Raw genomic sequence first — 15,459 nt, 5'->3', positions numbered from 1 at the left:
CCTTGAGTGTGAATGCAGAAATGCGACAGTTGTTGAGCAACTGCCGCAGGAGACCTTGCTATTTGCTGGTCAGTTGTTCGCCGTTTGTGGCGACGGGGGCAATTTCATTTTTGACCCATAGCGGGGTGTACTCGGCGGCATCATGGTAGGGCACATTGCCGTGGATCATCATGGCTTTGAAGTCATCGAAGCGGTACACCGCGAGGAATAAATGCACGGGTAAGAAGGCGGTTAACACTAGGCCTGAGACTAAATGGGCTTGACCTAAAAACCACACTATATCCCGCGGCGCAGCGTGGGGGATAAGCCACAGCACTAAGCCGGAGAGGATAAGCACTGTGCCGCCAATCAGTACGCAGGCACCAAAGAGCTTCTGGCCAGAGTTGTACTTGTTCATCGGAGGGATAGGCACTTTTTTACCCAGTAAGAATTTCTGTGGGTAACCCCCTAACACCATAAACCATTTCACGTCACGCTCGGAGAAGCTGAACACGCGGGCGATAAATAGCACCACTCGGTCGAATGCCATGATGGTAAATGCCACGGCATCGAGGGCCATAACAATCCCCGCAATGATGTGCACATCATAGGTTAGCTGCATACCTTCTTGGGAAAGCGGTTTAAAAAACAATAACAAACCCGTCGCGGCTAACGGCAAAAAGCTCAGTAGCAGGATGTAGTGGAAGATCCTGACGTTTAGCGGATGTTTTAAAATGGGTCTCATATCATGTTCTTGATGCATTTTTCATCTCCAATCAAGAGCTTAATTTAGTGCGGTCGACAAAGTGGGTGTGCAGCAGCTCGTGAGACATATGTCCTAATGGCTCGCCACCGAATTCTTTGTAGTATTTCTCTACCGCAGGGTTGGCGTGGCTGACACGCTTTTTCGCTAGGCTGTCGTCCTTATATAACCCTTGGCTTCTGGCCTTAATGTACTCATTGCGGCGCTCAAGCTTGCTGGTAAACCAACCAATAGGAATGGCTAAGGCGGCGACAAAGGCTGCACCGACGGCCATAAACTTACGGCGTGACAGAAAGAAACTGTCCTCGGCAAATAGGTGTTTTTTCTTGTTCATATCCGTTTTCCGTTAAATGTTACCAAGCCAAGAAGAGCCTTTACCTTCAATAGGTTGGCCTCCACCGTTGACACAACCGCCAGCGCAGTTCATCACTTCGATAAAGTGATAGGGCGAGGTGCCAGCCATTACATCGCGCAGCACGGGTTCGATGTTGTTGCCCATGTCGTGTACTACAGCGACATTGACGGTTACATTCTGGTTGAGTTGTGTATCAAACAGGCTGACGGAAGCCGATTTGACGCCTTTTAGCCCGCGTACGGGTTCAAATTCCAACTTAGCCATTTCAGTTCCTGTAAGTACCTTATGGGCGGTACGTAATGCCGCTTCCATTACGCCACCAGTGGTACCAAAGATAGTGCCCGCGCCAGTGTATTCAGAGAACAAACTATCGCCTTGATACTCGGGGGTATTAGCGAGATCGATATCGAGCAGTTTGAGCAATTGAGCCATTTCTCGGGTGGTCAACACAGCATCAATATCTTGGTACGAAGGTGTGTGAGCCCCATGTTCCTGATGGTATTGCCAAGCTGAGTTAAATTCGGGGCGTGAGGCTTCGAGTTTTTTCGAGGTACAAGGCATCACAGAGACAGTGAAAATATTCTCTGGCTGCATTTGATACACCTTAGCACCGTAGGTTTTAGCGACCGTACCTGCCATTTGTTGGGGAGATTTAGCGGTGGACAGATTAGGCAGTAGCGCTGGATAGCGGGTTTCGAGGTAACGCACCCAACCTGGGCAGCAGGAGGTGAACTGCGGCAGCGCACCTGCATTTTCTTCACCTTTGACATTGGCATGGAGGCGATGAATAAACTCACTGCCTTCTTCCATGATGGTGAGATCGGCGGCAAAGTTACAGTCGAAAATCTTAAAACCGGCCTGATTCATCGCACCATAGAGCTTACCCGTCACGAGTTCGCCCGTGCCTAGACCGAATTCTTCACCAATTGCGACCCGCACGGCAGGGGCGATAATACCGACGACGGTAGTATTTTTATCGGCGAGCTTTTTAATGACGGTTTCAAGGGCGCTGTGGGTTTCTTCAATGGCGCTAAAGGGGCAGTTAATTAAACATTGGCCGCAGCTTAAGCATTTATCTTCATCGATAGTGTGTACTGCACCCGAGGCGCCATTAATGGCGTGGGTTGGGCAGAACTGTTTACAGGCATCACATCCTTTGCATTTAGATGCATTTATCTTGATCAGCCCTTGGATTTCTCCCGGTTGATAAGTTGTCGCTGTCATAGGATTTCGCGTTCCTCATTTTCAACCTGAATTATATTTTCAGTGTTATTTAATGTATTTGTTTGGCAGCTTATGCCTATGGCAAAAGCGTATTGGTAAGTTTTAGACGGCTGGATAATAGGAAATTGATTCTGGAAAAAACTTGAGAACGATCAAGTTTTATTCTTTTTGATAAAACAGGCGTTTTTAATGGTTTTATTAGACGTTTTTGATAAATTTTTAGAAATAAAAATAGACTTTTGTGTTTGTGGTTTATCAGGTTCGATTTAATTTATTATTTATATACAGTGCGTTATGGTGGCGTCATCGGTCGCCTAACACTGTTTGTTGTATTTTAAAGGCTTGCGATGTGATTTATTGCATTATGAGGGTGTTATCACTCGTTTGGATTTTGTGTTTGGACAAATTGTCCATAAATGCTCTTGGTTTAAATAATGCTAATTAAGGTGGCTGATGAATGATTATGGCGAATGGATAATGTGATAGATCACAAATTAGCAAATTGCTTAAAATAAAAACCGTCCAAAGAATATTCTTTGAACGGTTTTAAAAGGTGCTTAATTTATGTTGATTAAATTAATGGAATTAATATCAGCTAATGTTATTGTCAATTAACACTGAATATTAATTTTATATTAATTTCTCACTAAATCGAGTTCTTTAATTAAATTATCAGCATGGTCTACTTCATCCATCATCCACAGGATATATCGAATATCCACGTGTACGGCGCGGGTGATGGTGGGGTTGAAGAACCAGTCCTTAGTAATGGCTTCATAGGTGGAATCGAAGTTTAGGCCGACGAGTTCGCCTTTGCCGTTAAAGACAGGTGAGCCCGAGTTACCACCCGTGGTATCGACACTCGACAAGAAGTTAACCGGCACAGAGTTAAATTCTTCAGGCTTGTCCAAGCAAGAGAACAGACGGCAAATCCAGCCGCGTGGATCTTGGTAGACAGATTTCACTAAGTGATCGCCAAAACGCTGCTCATGGATTGCATCGAGCAGTTTTTTCGGAGCGTTATAGGGTTCAACACCAGTGTGTTTAGCTACGATGCCATCGAGGCGAGTAAATGGCTGTTTGTAGAGGGCATCGCGGGATTGATAACCATCGACCATTCCGTAGCTGATACGTAGGGTACCGTTTGCATCGGGATACACAGGCCAGTTGTTGGCTTTGTAGTAGTCGATAACGGCGGCCATATACGCAGGGCGAGCGGTAGACAGTTTACCCGCTAGGATTTTTTCTGCCTTTTCCTGTGCCATATTGGTGTCGTACAACGCGACAGCGAGGCGGATAAAGGGATCGCTGCTGGTTTCAAAGGCCTTCGCATCGGCATCCATCCACGCCAGACGTTGCGCTTGGTCTGTCAGCGTTGTGAGCGAATACAGGCCGTCGAGTTTCGATTCTAGGCTGACGTTTTTGTCGTCTAGATTCAGCATATTGTCTAAGGCTGCAACACGGTTAGGTTGTGATAAGTAGGAATTTAAATCTTGCAACCAAAGGGTTTTATCGACTTTAACGTCAAAGCTGGAGTCGATACGCTTCAGGCGCGAGCTGAACATGGCAAGGTCACGCTCTTGGAAACCGATTTCACGCTCGGCATCGCTCTTTTGCTTTTCCTTGGCTAAGCGATAGAGGCTATTGGCCGCAGTGAGCAGTGTGCTCGATTGGGCGTTGGTGAAGTAATAATTGGTTTGGGTTTGCAGTTGCTGCTCGGTCAATAAGACTTCTAGCTCGCTGATAAGGTTTTGATTAAGAGCTGGGTTTTTCTTTAACCAAGCCAGAAAATCATCTTCGCGTTGCTGTTTAATACCAACGATATCCGTGGCTTTAAAGCCTGCTAGCAGACCGTTGAGTTTTTTCATCCGGTTCGCCATCGACGCCATATTGCCTGCATATTTAATGGCGATATCGGCATCTTCCTGACCCATGGCTTCGATAGTATCAATCTGTAATTGATAGCGTTTTGCCTGAGTTGGGTATAACCAGTCGCTAGCAAATTTAAGCTCGTTGGTGAGGTTATAACGGCTAGTGGTGCCAGGGTAACCCGCCACAAACACGCCGTCGCCCGCTTTCACACCATCGGCGTTCACTTTCAGGTAACTCTTTGGCGTGTAAGGAATGTTATCTTCACTGTAGGCCGCAGGCTTGCCATCTTTACCTACATAGGCGCGCAGGAAGGCAAAATCGCCCGAGTGGCGTGGATACTCGTAGTTATCGATATCACCGCCGTAAGCGCCAACGCTTTCTGGTGGCGCGTACACCAAGCGCACATCACGGATCATCAATTGCTTGATGAGATAATATTCCAAGCCATTGTGGAAGCTGCGCACGTTACAGCGGTAGTTATCATCGGCCTCACAGCTTTTGATTAAGGCTTTGCTGTGGTTTTCAATGTCTTCGTAGCGTTTGAGTGGATCTTGACTGAGGTCTTTGGTGACATCGCTGGTGACATTGGTCACGGCTTCGGTGATGTATAAACGCTCGTTAGGACCTGCCGACGGTTCTTTATCCATCGAGGTGGCTAAAAAGCCCTGTTCGAGATAGTTATGTTCTTTCTTAGTGTTATATTGTATCGCCTTGTAGGCACAATGATGGTTTGTCACAACTAGCCCTTGGGGCGAGACAAAACTGGCGGTACAATAGCCCAGCCCAACAACGGCATTCATGGGATAACTGGTGAGATCGGCTAATTTGTCAGCGGGAATATCGATTCCACGCGCGCTGAGTTTGTCTGCAATTGAAGGCATTTGATAAGGTTGCCATTGTCCTTCATCGGCTGTTGCTACGCCAGAGGTCAGTACTAAGGCTGCAACCAATGCAATACGCATGTTCTTTCCTTATTTTTAGTTAGAGTGTCCGTTGGAATGAAGTAACAGGCGAATGTAAACGGCCTGTTTGCTTGACGCGGGTTTTATATCATATTTTGTTAAGTTGTTGGAAATCGGGAGTGTTAATGTCACAACAAGGTGCGTTTAAACCTAAGAATAAGCCGACAGATGTGCAGGTCGATAGCTTAAAGCTGCCGCCGCATTCGATTGAGGCTGAACAATCGGTCTTAGGTGGCCTGATGTTAGACGCCGACGCTTGGGATAAAGTGGCCGAGACTGTGGTGAAAGAGGATTTTTATTCCCGATCCCACCGAATGATTTTTGCGGCCATGCACCGTTTGGTCGAAAGTGGTCAACCCATCGACTTAATTACGGTTTCTGAACAACTTGAAGTTGAAAATCAACTCGAAGAAGCGGGCGGCTTTGCCTATTTAGGTGAGATCGCCAAAAACACCCCGAGCGCGGGTAACATTGTTTCCTATGCCGAGATTGTGCGCGAGCGCGCCGTGGTGCGGGAGATGATCCGCGTCGCCCATGAGATTGCCGATGCGGGTTACAATCCCGAGGGACGTGACTCCAGTGCCTTGCTCGATTTAGCCGAGAGTAAAGTCTTTAAGATTGCCGAGCAGCGCACCAATGCCAACGAAGGTCCCGAAGGCATTAAAACCATTCTCGAAAAAACCGTCGATAAGATTGAGCAGCTCTACAACAACCCGCATAACGGTGTGACAGGGGTGTCGAGCGGTTTTAGCGATCTCGACCGTATGACTGCGGGCTTCCAATCCGGCGACTTGATCATCGTCGCGGCGCGTCCTTCTATGGGTAAAACCACTTTCGCGATGAACCTCTGCGAGCAGGCGGCGATGAATGAAGACAAGCCTGTACTGATTTTCAGTCTCGAGATGCCCTCGGAACAGATCATGATGCGTATGTTGGCCTCCTTGGGCCGCGTCGACCAAACCAAAATCCGTACCGGACAGCTCGATGATGAGGATTGGGCGCGGGTGTCATCGACCATGGGGATCATGCTCGAGCAGGGCAAGATGTATATCGACGACGGTTCAGGCTTAACCCCGACCGAAGTGCGCAGCCGTGCTCGCCGTATCGCCCGTGAACATGGCGGCTTATCGATGATCATGGTCGACTACTTGCAGCTGATGCAAGTACCGGCGTTATCGGACAACCGTACCCTAGAAATCGCCGAAATTTCTCGATCTCTCAAAGCATTGGCTAAAGAGTTAGAGATCCCCGTGATTGCACTTTCCCAGCTTAACCGCTCGCTCGAACAACGTGCCGATAAGCGCCCAGTGAACTCGGACTTACGTGAATCGGGTTCTATTGAGCAGGATGCGGACCTCATCATGTTTATTTACCGTGATGAGGTGTATAACAACGATTCTCCCGATAAGGGCACGGCGGAAATCATCATAGGTAAGCAGCGTAACGGCCCCATTGGACGTGTGCGCTTGACCTTCCAAGGCCAGTTTTCCCGTTTTGATAACTACGCTGGCCCGCAGTTTGAAGAAGATTAATTTCTGGTGTTAGAAGCTAAGCACTGCTTATGTATTCTTTTTTATTTCCTGACTTTCCAAATAGACAAGGCAAATTTTGAAACCTTTTCCCCGAGCAGAAATTAGCAGTAGTGCACTGCAAAACAATCTCGCCGTCTTGCGTCAACAGGCGAGTCGCAGCCAAGTGATGGCGGTGGTGAAAGCCAATGGTTATGGTCATGGATTATTAAATGTCGCCAACTGTTTACACACTGCCGATGGCTTTGGCTTAGCCCGTTTAGAAGAGGCCTTAGAATTGCGCGCCGGTGGCGTGAAGGCGCGCTTGTTATTGCTTGAGGGCTTCTTTCGCAGCACTGATTTACCTCTGTTGGTGGCCCACGATATCGATACTGTGGTGCACCACGAGTCGCAAATCGAGATGTTAGAGCAAGCGACGCTATCAAAACCTGTCACCGTATGGTTGAAAGTGGATTCGGGCATGCATCGTTTAGGTGTGACGCCTGAGCAATTTACGCAGGTGTATGCGCGTTTGATGGCCTGTGATAATGTCGCCAAGCCTATCCATTTGATGACTCACTTTGCCTGTGCCGATGAGCCTGAAAATCATTACACCCAAGTGCAAATGCAAACCTTTAACCAGTTAACCGCGGATTTGCCTGGGTTTAGAACTTTAGCCAATTCTGCGGGTGCCCTCTATTGGCCTAAGAGCCAAGGGGATTGGATCCGCCCAGGGATTGCACTCTATGGCGTCTCACCTGTGACGGGGGATTGCGGTGCCAATCATGGTCTGATCCCGGCGATGAACTTAGTCTCGCGTTTGATTGCGGTGCGCGATCACAAGGCGGGACAGCCCGTTGGCTATGGGTGTTATTGGACGGCGAAACAAGATACTCGCCTTGGTGTCGTGGCGATTGGTTACGGTGATGGTTATCCGCGCAATGCGCCAGAAGGTACGCCTGTATGGGTTAATGGTCGCCGAGTGCCGATTGTTGGTCGTGTATCTATGGATATGTTAACCGTTGATTTAGGCGCCGATGCGACAGACCAAGTTGGCGATGAAGCCCTGCTTTGGGGCGCCGCCTTGCCCGTTGAGGAAGTCGCCGAACACATTGGCACCATCGCCTATGAATTAGTGACTAAACTCACCCCAAGGGTGGCGGTGTGTCTTGCATAAGCCATCAGAGTAGAAATAAAAAACGGCGCATTTGCGCCGTTTTTTATGCCCTAAGAAGCGGGAGATTGAGTGGTTTGCTGTCAGCCTTTCTGCACTTGGTTATTAAGCCTTTGAAGCGATAATCAATCTTGCAGAGCGACATGAACGATATGAATTAATTCTCGAAGCAGATTTCAATAAAGGCGTTACCGAATGGGCTGCTGAAGGGCATGATAATTTTGGTGCCGTTCGCTTTATGGGAAATAGTATGCCCTTTACCCGAGACCACCATAGGGGTTGCCATTTCGAACTCGTAACCCTTTTGCCCTAAAAGATTTTTTGCCCCACCTGTAACCATATTGGTGATTTCACCCACGAGATCGGTGACTTCTTCGTTTATCTTACCAGGGTTTTCCCCAAGCATATTTTGCATGATCTGCAGTGCCAGCTTTTGTTCAAAGGTAATAGATAACGATCCCTTAGTCTGCGGCCCAACCATACCAATTAACCCCGACACATCACCCTTGGCTAAGTTGTCGGTTTTAATTTGGGGCTTGCCCGGAGTGAGATCCATGCTTGCCATCGTCGAAATGACATTGAGCAGGGATTGCAGAAAAGGGTTAATAAAATTGACGTTCATGCTTCAGTGTTTCCTCTTATGAACTTAAGCCTTATGGTCACCATGTCATTAAGGTTAGACGAAAAGTGGCTGAACCACAGCAATCTTAATCACACTCTATCAGCTTAGATGACACAAATGGAAATGTGAGGTTAATTTCACGATTTTATTGTTGTTTATCCGTGCAGAGGCTCAAGACACAGTCCTTTAATCTTACGCATCTGAATACATCTGCTTCGCGCAACGGCCGTTGATTTGGGTCCATTCGGCCTCTTATACCTTTCCAATGATTTATCCATCATTTTTCGAGAGAAGCTTGATTATTCAGGACTTTGCAAGCGCAGTATTTCCCCACTTAATACTAAATTTCTATTATTTTCATATTGTTAAGCTCAATTGGTGCAAATGTTATTCTCATATCTTGTTAATTGAGACCTAGCACTCAATCGCTGTTGATAATGTGATAAAGATTAAATTGTAATGTAAATGATAATAATTATTGATTGCAAATTGTGTTTTGAATATATTAGCGGCGATTAACAGGTGGGGGACATCTGTTACAGGTTTAGTCCGCAACAGGAATGTTTTTGATGAAATTTGCAAAACGTCGTAATGGCCGAGTCACACTCGGTGCTCATGTTTTAGGTTCGTTAACGATTGGGATGGCGGTTTCGGCCACTCCCGCGATGGCAACGGAAGGGCAAACGCAAGTCGTTGATAAAAAAGTCGAGCATATTGAAGTAAACGGTGAGTACTTAGGTTACAACACCCGTAAAGTGCAATCGGGTAAATTTACCGAAGACCTGCTCAATACAGCTAAAACTGTTACCGTTATCAACCAAGATTTAATCAAAGACATGGGCGCCCAAAGTTTTACCGATGCGCTACGTGCAACTCCTGGTATTACCTTAGGTACAGGTGAGGGTGGCAACCCCTACGGTGATAGACCTTTCATCCGTGGTTACGATGCCCAATCTTCAACCTTTATCAATGGTATGCGTAATGTGGGCTCTCAAAGCCGCGAAACCTTTAACATTGAACAAATTGAAGTCCTGAAAGGCCCAAGCTCTGTTTACAACGGCCGTGGTGCCGTTGGTGGTAGCATCAACATTGTGACCAAAAAAGCGCAATCCGAAGACTTTATTAATGCTGACGTTGCCGTTGGAACGGATTCCCTTAAACGCGCCAGCGTCGATGTTAACCATGTGATTGCCGATGAGGCTGCGGTTCGTATCAACATGATGGCCCACGATGCCGATACCCCTGGACGCGATGAAGTCACGGGTAACCGTTGGGGCGTAGCGCCTTCGGTGACCTTTGGTTTAACCACGCCAACGAAAGTGACGCTCGAATATTATCACTTTGAAAATCATGACATTCCTGATTATGGTATTCCTTACGATCAGGCTACGGGCGAGCCAGCGGATGTCGACCCTGACAACTTCTATGGTCTGTTGTCGCGGGATTTTCGCGACACTATGGATGATACGGCGTCAGTGTTGATAAGCCATGATTTTAATAACGACATGCAGTTCACTTCGACCTCCATCTATAGCCGTAACAGCAATTACTATATTGTGACCAACCCGGACGATACCACGGGCAACGTGGCTAATGGTTATGTCTGGCGAAACACTAAGTCGCGCCATTCGGTTACTAAGACTCTAGCCACTCAATTACAACTCTCGGGTGAAGCAAAACTCGCGGGGATGACGAACCGTTTTGCCGTCGGGACTGAACTCAGTAACGAACGTACTAGCAATTTGAGTTACACCGTCGATACGGGTAATGGCCGCAACGCGGGTTGTGATCAGGCGATGCTGGACAACTACAACTGTACGCTGCTGGATAATCCGAATCCGCACGATCCTTGGGTTGCTACTATCACCCTCGGCACCGATGCGACAGTTACAGAAACCGATACTCGCTCGCTTTATGCCTTTAACACCATTGAGTTAACCGAAGCCTGGATGGTGAACGCCGGGATCCGTTGGGATGATTACAGCACCAGTGCCGAGAATTCGACTTCTCAATTTAGCAATGATACTGACTTCTTTAACTATCAATTATCGGTACTTTATAAGCCCGCTGAAAACGGCAGTATTTATGCCGCGTGGGGTACTTCTTCTAACCCTCCGGGAACCTCAAATGGTGATGGCGCGGATCGCCTCGGCAGTACCAACGCCGATTTAGAGCCAGAAGATACTGAAAGCTATGAGTTAGGCACTAAGTGGGACTTCTTTGCCGGACGTTTATCTTTGAATGGTTCGGTATTCCAAATCGAGAAAAACAACGCTCGGGTCGCGACCTCTGGCGATCGTAATTCGCCGCAGGAAAACGTCGGTGAGCAAAAGGTGAAAGGTTTTGAACTTGGCTTCTCCGGTGACTTCACTGAGCATTGGCACGGTTTTGGCGGTTACACCTATTTGGATGCGACCTTGGAAAGCAATGGTTATAACCAAGCGCAAAATGGTAACCGCTTCCCCAATACCGCTAAAAATAGCTTAAGTTTATTCACGACTTACGATGTAACTGAGGATTTTACTGTTGGTACGGGCGCGTACTACATGGGTAAAGTTTATGGTAATACGGCTAACACGCTGTCGATTCCATCCTACTGGCGTTTTGATTTGACTTCATCCTATAAAATGAGTGAATTCTTGACCTTACGTCTGAACGTGCAAAATCTAACGGATGAGCGTTATTACGATAAAGCGTATACCGCGCACTTTGCCAATATGGCCCCTGGTCGCTTAGTGATGTTAAGTGCGGATATGCACTTCTAAGCAATATTAATCGAGATCTGAATGGCAGCCCTAGGGCTGCCTTTGATGTTTATGCTATTCCAATAGGATTTTGAAATGCTTATTGAAATTCCGAATGTTTTTTCTAAAGAAGAAGTCAATCAGCTAAGGGAAGAGCTCGATGCCTGCACTTGGATTGATGGCAATCAGACCTCGGGCGTGATGGCGAGTACCCGCAAACGTAATCAGCAGTTAGACAAAGGTGACCCTGTTGCACTGCAAATCGGCGAGTTGATCATGGCGCGTTTGTTGGCCCACCCTTTATTTGTGTCGGTGGCGCTGCCATTACAGTTTTATCTCCCTTTGTTTAATCGTTATCAAGGCGGCGAAACCTTTGGCTATCATATTGATAACGCGATTCGCTCGACCAGCGAAGGCATGGTACGCACCGACCTGTCAGCAACTTTATTTTTAAGTGAACCAGACACTTATCAAGGTGGTGAGCTGGTGATCCAAGATACCTATGGCCAGCAAAGCATAAAGCTCGCGGCGGGCTCATTGGTGCTATACCCTTCGACGAGCTTGCATCAAGTCACTCCTGTTACCTCGGGTGAACGTACCGCCGCTTTTATGTGGCTACAGAGCATGGTGCGCGATGAGGGGCAGCGCCGCTTGCTATTTCAACTTGATCAATCGATTCAAGCGTTGACGGCGCAGGCCGCGTCAGAACAAGAGTTGTTTAATCTGACGGGGGTTTACCATAACTTGCTCAGACGTTGGAGCGAGTTGTAGTAATTCTAAGCTAGGCTTCTGTCCCTGCTTCATCTCCCCAAAGCGGGCGGTTTAAGGTATAATCCCGCCAGCTCTGAGGGGCAACAAAACAGTAAACGTTAACTCGTTTACTGTTTTTGTATTTTTACGCTGGCGCTGCATGGCTCATCTGCAGCTTAAAGTAAGGCGCTTTATCCCTCAAAGCTGGAACTTACTGGCAAATTCTAATTACTTGAGTCGATAGTCACGTGTTGAAAAATAATCTTAATGATGGTCTACAGCTCGACCGCACCTTTTCCATTGCGCCCATGTTGGATTGGACGGATCGTCATTACCGTTATTTTGCTCGCTTAATGTCGGCTAATGCCTTGCTGTATACCGAGATGGTGACGACAGGGGCGATTTTACATGGCCGTGGTGATTATCTTGCCTATAACCAAGAAGAACATCCCCTTGCATTACAATTGGGTGGCTCGAATCCTGCTGAACTTGCTCGCTGCGCCAAACTTGCCGCCGAGCGCGGTTATGATGAAGTGAACCTCAATGTGGGCTGTCCTTCCGATCGGGTGCAAAACGGTCGCTTTGGTGCCTGTTTGATGGCTGAACCCGAGCTGGTGGCTGAATGTGTCGATGCTATGAAGCAAGTGGTTGATATTCCTGTGACGGTAAAAACGCGTATCGGCATTGACGAGCAGGATAGTTATGAGTTTCTGGCTCACTTTATTGATACTGTCATGGCTAAAGGCTGTGGTGAGTTTATTATCCATGCACGTAAGGCGTGGTTACAGGGCTTAAGTCCGAAGGAAAATCGCGAGATCCCGCCCTTAGACTACGACCGGGTATATCAGCTTAAGCGTGATTACCCGACGCTCAATATCAGCATTAACGGTGGTATCACTAGCCTTGAACAGGCTAAAAACCACTTGCAGCACTTAGATGGTGTGATGGTAGGACGTGAGGCTTACCAAAATCCCTATATTCTGGCGCAGGTTGACCAAATCCTCTGTGGTAGCCAGAAGGCGGTAATTAGCCGTGAAGCTGTGATTGAGGCTATGTTGCCCTATATCGAGGCTCACTTGCAGGCGGGCGGGCGCTTAAATCATATCACTCGCCATATGATTGGCTTATTCCAAGGCTTACCGGGTGCCCGTGCGTGGCGTCGTTATTTGAGCGAAAACGCCCATAAAAATGGTGCAGGTATTGAGGTGGTCAAGCAGGCTTACCAAAGTATTCAGAGCGAAATAATTGCTCAATAATCATTCGATTTAAAAAGTGGTGAGATTGACTAATGCTTGTAGTATTTTTCACCACTTTACCTTTCCTAAATATCCCGCTTATCTCGTTATAGCTTAAAATAAATTTTTAAATCTAATTAAATTAGTGTGTTAAGAGTGATTTGATAAGTTGGCACGCCCTTTGTAACAGTCCCTATGTCAAGTTAATCAATCGGAAAGGGACGACATCATGTTTACTTCAAACGTTAAAAAATCAGTTCAAGCGAGTGTGTTATTTGGTGCATTAATGGCGAGTGTTTCTGTACACGCCGAAGCAGCACCTGTATCTGATGTAGTGGGCGCCATCGAGCAAACGCTGAGCACCCAAGCGCAGGAGTTGTTGGTTAACACTAAGCGTGAACTGGTGTTATCACTGCAAACACAATTAGCTGAAAGTATCTATGACTTCAATAGCCAGCTAACACTGAGCGCCGATAACCAAGGTGAGTCTGTCACCTCAGGCGAATACAGCGCAAACAAGTAAGGAGCTGCCTATGTGGTTTGTAGCACCTCTTATGACTCTGCTACTGCTACCAGTGATTAGCCTCGCGTTGTTTTCAGGAATTATCTGCTGGTTTCAGTGGCACAGTGTCAGCGATAAATAAGTTATTCATCGATTGGAGTTCAAAATGAAACGAGCGCAAATGCGAATGGACAATTCGGAACGTTTAGTATGCGGTGTTGCCTCCGGTATGGCGTGGCAGTTTGGTTGGTCCTGTTTTTGGACTCGTGTAGTGTGGGCTGGCGCGATTCTGTTTATGCCGGGTGTGAGTCTGCTGGTTTACTTTGTGTTGGCCTTACTTGTGGACCAATGGAAAAGACCGATTTAACCCTCGTTTTACTCCCTCAATTTGGGGACGTGAATGGAATTGCCGATGCAAGTTTATGGACACAGTCTTTAGCGGGATGCTATCAACAAGAGGGCACATCGACCCTCATGCCAATAGTGAACACTGTTTAAGTGAGTATCACTTTTTAAGAAAAGCCTGAAATCTGGCTTTTGCTTCATCGCTTTTAAGTCTTGCACTAAATTGTTCTAATTCTTGATGCATCTGATGTTGCACGCGGTTTTTATGTGGTCGCATCAACTGACGGGTAATTTGCAGTGCTTGCGGTGGCTGATTCGCCAGTTTCTTGGCCTGACTCAGGGCGTAACCGAGTAACTCTTCTTGGGCGATCACATCGTTAATGATATTCAGTCTGTGTGCAGTATTTGCATCAAAACTTTCGCCGAGCAGCAAGAGCTCTGCCGCCTTTTGATAACCCACCAATTCGGGTAAGAGTAAGCTTGCGCCAGCCTCGGGCACTAGGGCCAAATTGACGAAGGGCAGTTGGAATTTAGCCGTGTTGTCGGCATATACCAAATCACAGTGAAGCAGTACCGTTGTGCCTATGCCAACGGCGGCACCAGAGACGGCGGCAACCAGTGGTTTTTTGAGTTCCAATAGGCAAAATAGGAAGCGCACCGCAGGATGATTTGGACCTAAGTCACTATTTTTCAAAAAGTCAGCAACATCATTGCCCGAGGTGAAACAATTATCTTCGCCATGGAGCATAAAGGCACGAATGTCGTTGTCTGCTTCACCTTCGATCAGGTATTCTGTCAGTTGTTTATACATATTAAGATCAAGTGCATTGCGTTTATCTGGGCGATTAAAGCTGATAATACGAACGCCCTGATCATCCCGAACCTGTATATGACTCATGGGTTGTTTTCCTTTACGACGACATTGGGTAGACATGGAGTTTAAGACATTGAAACCGATATTCAAACAGATGTTTAATTTTGTCGCATTATCCTGTGCCTCATTTTCTGTTTTCGCGAACGTAGTGATGACCGAAGGTCATGTCCGTGCAATGCCTGATACAGTACCAAATACCGCCGCTTACTTTACGCTGGAGAACCATAGCGATAAAACGGTTCGCCTCACCGGAGTGACGACTGAGGTCGCGACGGAAGCACAATTACATACCATCATCGAAGAACAAGGCATGGTAAAGATGCGCCATGTTGAAGGTTTCGATATTCCCTCCCACGGAAAATTAACCCTCTCGCCGTCAGGAGAGCATGTGATGCTCATCGGACTCAAAGCCCCATTAGCCCTAGATCAGCAAGTTAAACTGCAGTTAGCGTTTGACGATGGCGAGAATCTAACGATTACATTGCCTGTTGCTAAGCAGGCCGAGAATGCTGCTGAACATGAGCATCATCACCATCATTAAGGAGTCGCT

At 47.1% G+C, this 15,459-nt stretch carries 14 protein-coding genes; 8 read left to right on the top strand and 6 right to left on the bottom strand.

What is annotated here, in order from left to right:
- Window positions 1-58: 58 nt before the first annotated feature.
- From ACUZ8J_RS17595 to ACUZ8J_RS17580, 4 genes are all read right to left on the bottom strand, one after another.
- Entirely contained in the window at window positions 59-724 is a 666-nt protein-coding gene (locus ACUZ8J_RS17595) for a cytochrome b/b6 domain-containing protein (protein ID WP_342201425.1), read from the bottom strand.
- 31 nt (window positions 725-755) lie between these two features.
- Window positions 756-1,076 carry an iron hydrogenase small subunit HydB gene (gene hydB / locus ACUZ8J_RS17590; protein ID WP_023268564.1) on the bottom strand — a complete coding sequence of 107 codons (321 nt, stop codon included), beginning with the start codon at window positions 1,074-1,076 and terminating at the stop codon, window positions 756-758.
- Between the two features lie 12 nt (window positions 1,077-1,088).
- The gene (gene hydA / locus ACUZ8J_RS17585) at window positions 1,089-2,321 is read right to left on the bottom strand and encodes an iron hydrogenase large subunit HydA (RefSeq protein WP_446694502.1); all 1,233 of its coding nucleotides are present in this window, start codon (window positions 2,319-2,321) and stop codon (window positions 1,089-1,091) included.
- A 635-nt stretch (window positions 2,322-2,956) separates the two neighbouring features.
- The gene (locus tag ACUZ8J_RS17580; protein WP_446694501.1) at window positions 2,957-5,155 is read right to left on the bottom strand and encodes a S46 family peptidase; all 2,199 of its coding nucleotides are present in this window, start codon (window positions 5,153-5,155) and stop codon (window positions 2,957-2,959) included.
- Window positions 5,156-5,280: 125 nt separating this feature from the next.
- Here ACUZ8J_RS17580 and dnaB point away from each other — a divergent pair, with 125 nt between their 5' ends.
- On the top strand, window positions 5,281-6,687 hold the full coding sequence (gene dnaB / locus ACUZ8J_RS17575) for a replicative DNA helicase (RefSeq protein ID WP_011715877.1): 1,407 nt from the start codon (window positions 5,281-5,283) through the stop codon (window positions 6,685-6,687).
- Window positions 6,688-6,763: 76 nt separating this feature from the next.
- Window positions 6,764-7,840, top strand: a complete 1,077-nt coding sequence (gene alr / locus ACUZ8J_RS17570; RefSeq protein ID WP_374918141.1) for an alanine racemase — start codon at window positions 6,764-6,766, stop codon at window positions 7,838-7,840.
- Window positions 7,841-7,994: 154 nt separating this feature from the next.
- Here the strand turns inward: alr and ACUZ8J_RS17565 are convergent, their stop codons facing one another.
- On the bottom strand, window positions 7,995-8,459 hold the full coding sequence (locus tag ACUZ8J_RS17565) for a chemotaxis protein CheX (protein ID WP_086901993.1): 465 nt from the start codon (window positions 8,457-8,459) through the stop codon (window positions 7,995-7,997).
- Between the two features lie 569 nt (window positions 8,460-9,028).
- Here ACUZ8J_RS17565 and ACUZ8J_RS17560 point away from each other — a divergent pair.
- From ACUZ8J_RS17560 to ACUZ8J_RS17540, 5 genes are all read left to right on the top strand, one after another.
- Window positions 9,029-11,224 (top strand): TonB-dependent receptor, encoded by a 2,196-nt coding sequence (locus tag ACUZ8J_RS17560; protein WP_446694500.1) that lies wholly within the window; start codon window positions 9,029-9,031, stop codon window positions 11,222-11,224.
- 75 nt (window positions 11,225-11,299) lie between these two features.
- Window positions 11,300-11,974 carry a Fe2+-dependent dioxygenase gene (locus tag ACUZ8J_RS17555; protein ID WP_446694499.1) on the top strand — a complete coding sequence of 225 codons (675 nt, stop codon included), beginning with the start codon at window positions 11,300-11,302 and terminating at the stop codon, window positions 11,972-11,974.
- Between the two features lie 227 nt (window positions 11,975-12,201).
- A complete protein-coding gene (gene dusA, locus ACUZ8J_RS17550; protein WP_446694498.1) occupies window positions 12,202-13,209 on the top strand; it encodes a tRNA dihydrouridine(20/20a) synthase DusA in 1,008 nt (335 codons plus the stop codon).
- 208 nt (window positions 13,210-13,417) lie between these two features.
- Window positions 13,418-13,711 carry a hypothetical protein gene (locus ACUZ8J_RS17545; RefSeq protein WP_011623981.1) on the top strand — a complete coding sequence of 98 codons (294 nt, stop codon included), beginning with the start codon at window positions 13,418-13,420 and terminating at the stop codon, window positions 13,709-13,711.
- 145 nt (window positions 13,712-13,856) lie between these two features.
- Window positions 13,857-14,057: a PspC domain-containing protein gene (locus ACUZ8J_RS17540; RefSeq protein ID WP_011623980.1), complete on the top strand. Its 201-nt coding sequence runs from the start codon at window positions 13,857-13,859 to the stop codon at window positions 14,055-14,057.
- Between the two features lie 138 nt (window positions 14,058-14,195).
- Here ACUZ8J_RS17540 and ACUZ8J_RS17535 read toward each other — a convergent pair whose 3' ends face one another.
- Window positions 14,196-14,933 carry an enoyl-CoA hydratase-related protein gene (locus tag ACUZ8J_RS17535; protein ID WP_011625227.1) on the bottom strand — a complete coding sequence of 246 codons (738 nt, stop codon included), beginning with the start codon at window positions 14,931-14,933 and terminating at the stop codon, window positions 14,196-14,198.
- A gap of 34 nt (window positions 14,934-14,967) precedes the next feature.
- Here ACUZ8J_RS17535 and ACUZ8J_RS17530 point away from each other — a divergent pair, with 34 nt between their 5' ends.
- Window positions 14,968-15,450 carry a copper chaperone PCu(A)C gene (locus ACUZ8J_RS17530; protein ID WP_446694497.1) on the top strand — a complete coding sequence of 161 codons (483 nt, stop codon included), beginning with the start codon at window positions 14,968-14,970 and terminating at the stop codon, window positions 15,448-15,450.
- Window positions 15,451-15,459: the final 9 nt, after the last annotated feature.

It is taken from the genome of Shewanella sp. Koi 1 (assembly GCF_052907445.1).
This window is presented reverse-complemented; position numbering and strand designations above follow the sequence as displayed.

Bases quoted from the DNA above. Each gene is read 5' to 3' on its own strand.
- ACUZ8J_RS17595 (WP_342201425.1), bottom strand. From the start codon at position 724: ATGAGACCCATTTTAAAACATCCGCTAAACGTCAGGATCTTCCACTAC.
- hydB (WP_023268564.1), bottom strand. From the start codon at position 1,076: ATGAACAAGAAAAAACACCTATTTGCCGAGGACAGTTTCTTTCTGTCA.
- hydA (WP_446694502.1), bottom strand. From the start codon at position 2,321: ATGACAGCGACAACTTATCAACCGGGAGAAATCCAAGGGCTGATCAAG.
- ACUZ8J_RS17580 (WP_446694501.1), bottom strand. From the start codon at position 5,155: ATGCGTATTGCATTGGTTGCAGCCTTAGTACTGACCTCTGGCGTAGCA.
- dnaB (WP_011715877.1), top strand. From the start codon at position 5,281: ATGTCACAACAAGGTGCGTTTAAACCTAAGAATAAGCCGACAGATGTG.
- ACUZ8J_RS17565 (WP_086901993.1), bottom strand. From the start codon at position 8,459: ATGAACGTCAATTTTATTAACCCTTTTCTGCAATCCCTGCTCAATGTC.
- ACUZ8J_RS17560 (WP_446694500.1), top strand. From the start codon at position 9,029: ATGAAATTTGCAAAACGTCGTAATGGCCGAGTCACACTCGGTGCTCAT.
- ACUZ8J_RS17555 (WP_446694499.1), top strand. From the start codon at position 11,300: ATGCTTATTGAAATTCCGAATGTTTTTTCTAAAGAAGAAGTCAATCAG.
- ACUZ8J_RS17545 (WP_011623981.1), top strand. From the start codon at position 13,418: ATGTTTACTTCAAACGTTAAAAAATCAGTTCAAGCGAGTGTGTTATTT.
- ACUZ8J_RS17540 (WP_011623980.1), top strand. From the start codon at position 13,857: ATGAAACGAGCGCAAATGCGAATGGACAATTCGGAACGTTTAGTATGC.
- ACUZ8J_RS17535 (WP_011625227.1), bottom strand. From the start codon at position 14,933: ATGAGTCATATACAGGTTCGGGATGATCAGGGCGTTCGTATTATCAGC.
- ACUZ8J_RS17530 (WP_446694497.1), top strand. From the start codon at position 14,968: ATGGAGTTTAAGACATTGAAACCGATATTCAAACAGATGTTTAATTTT.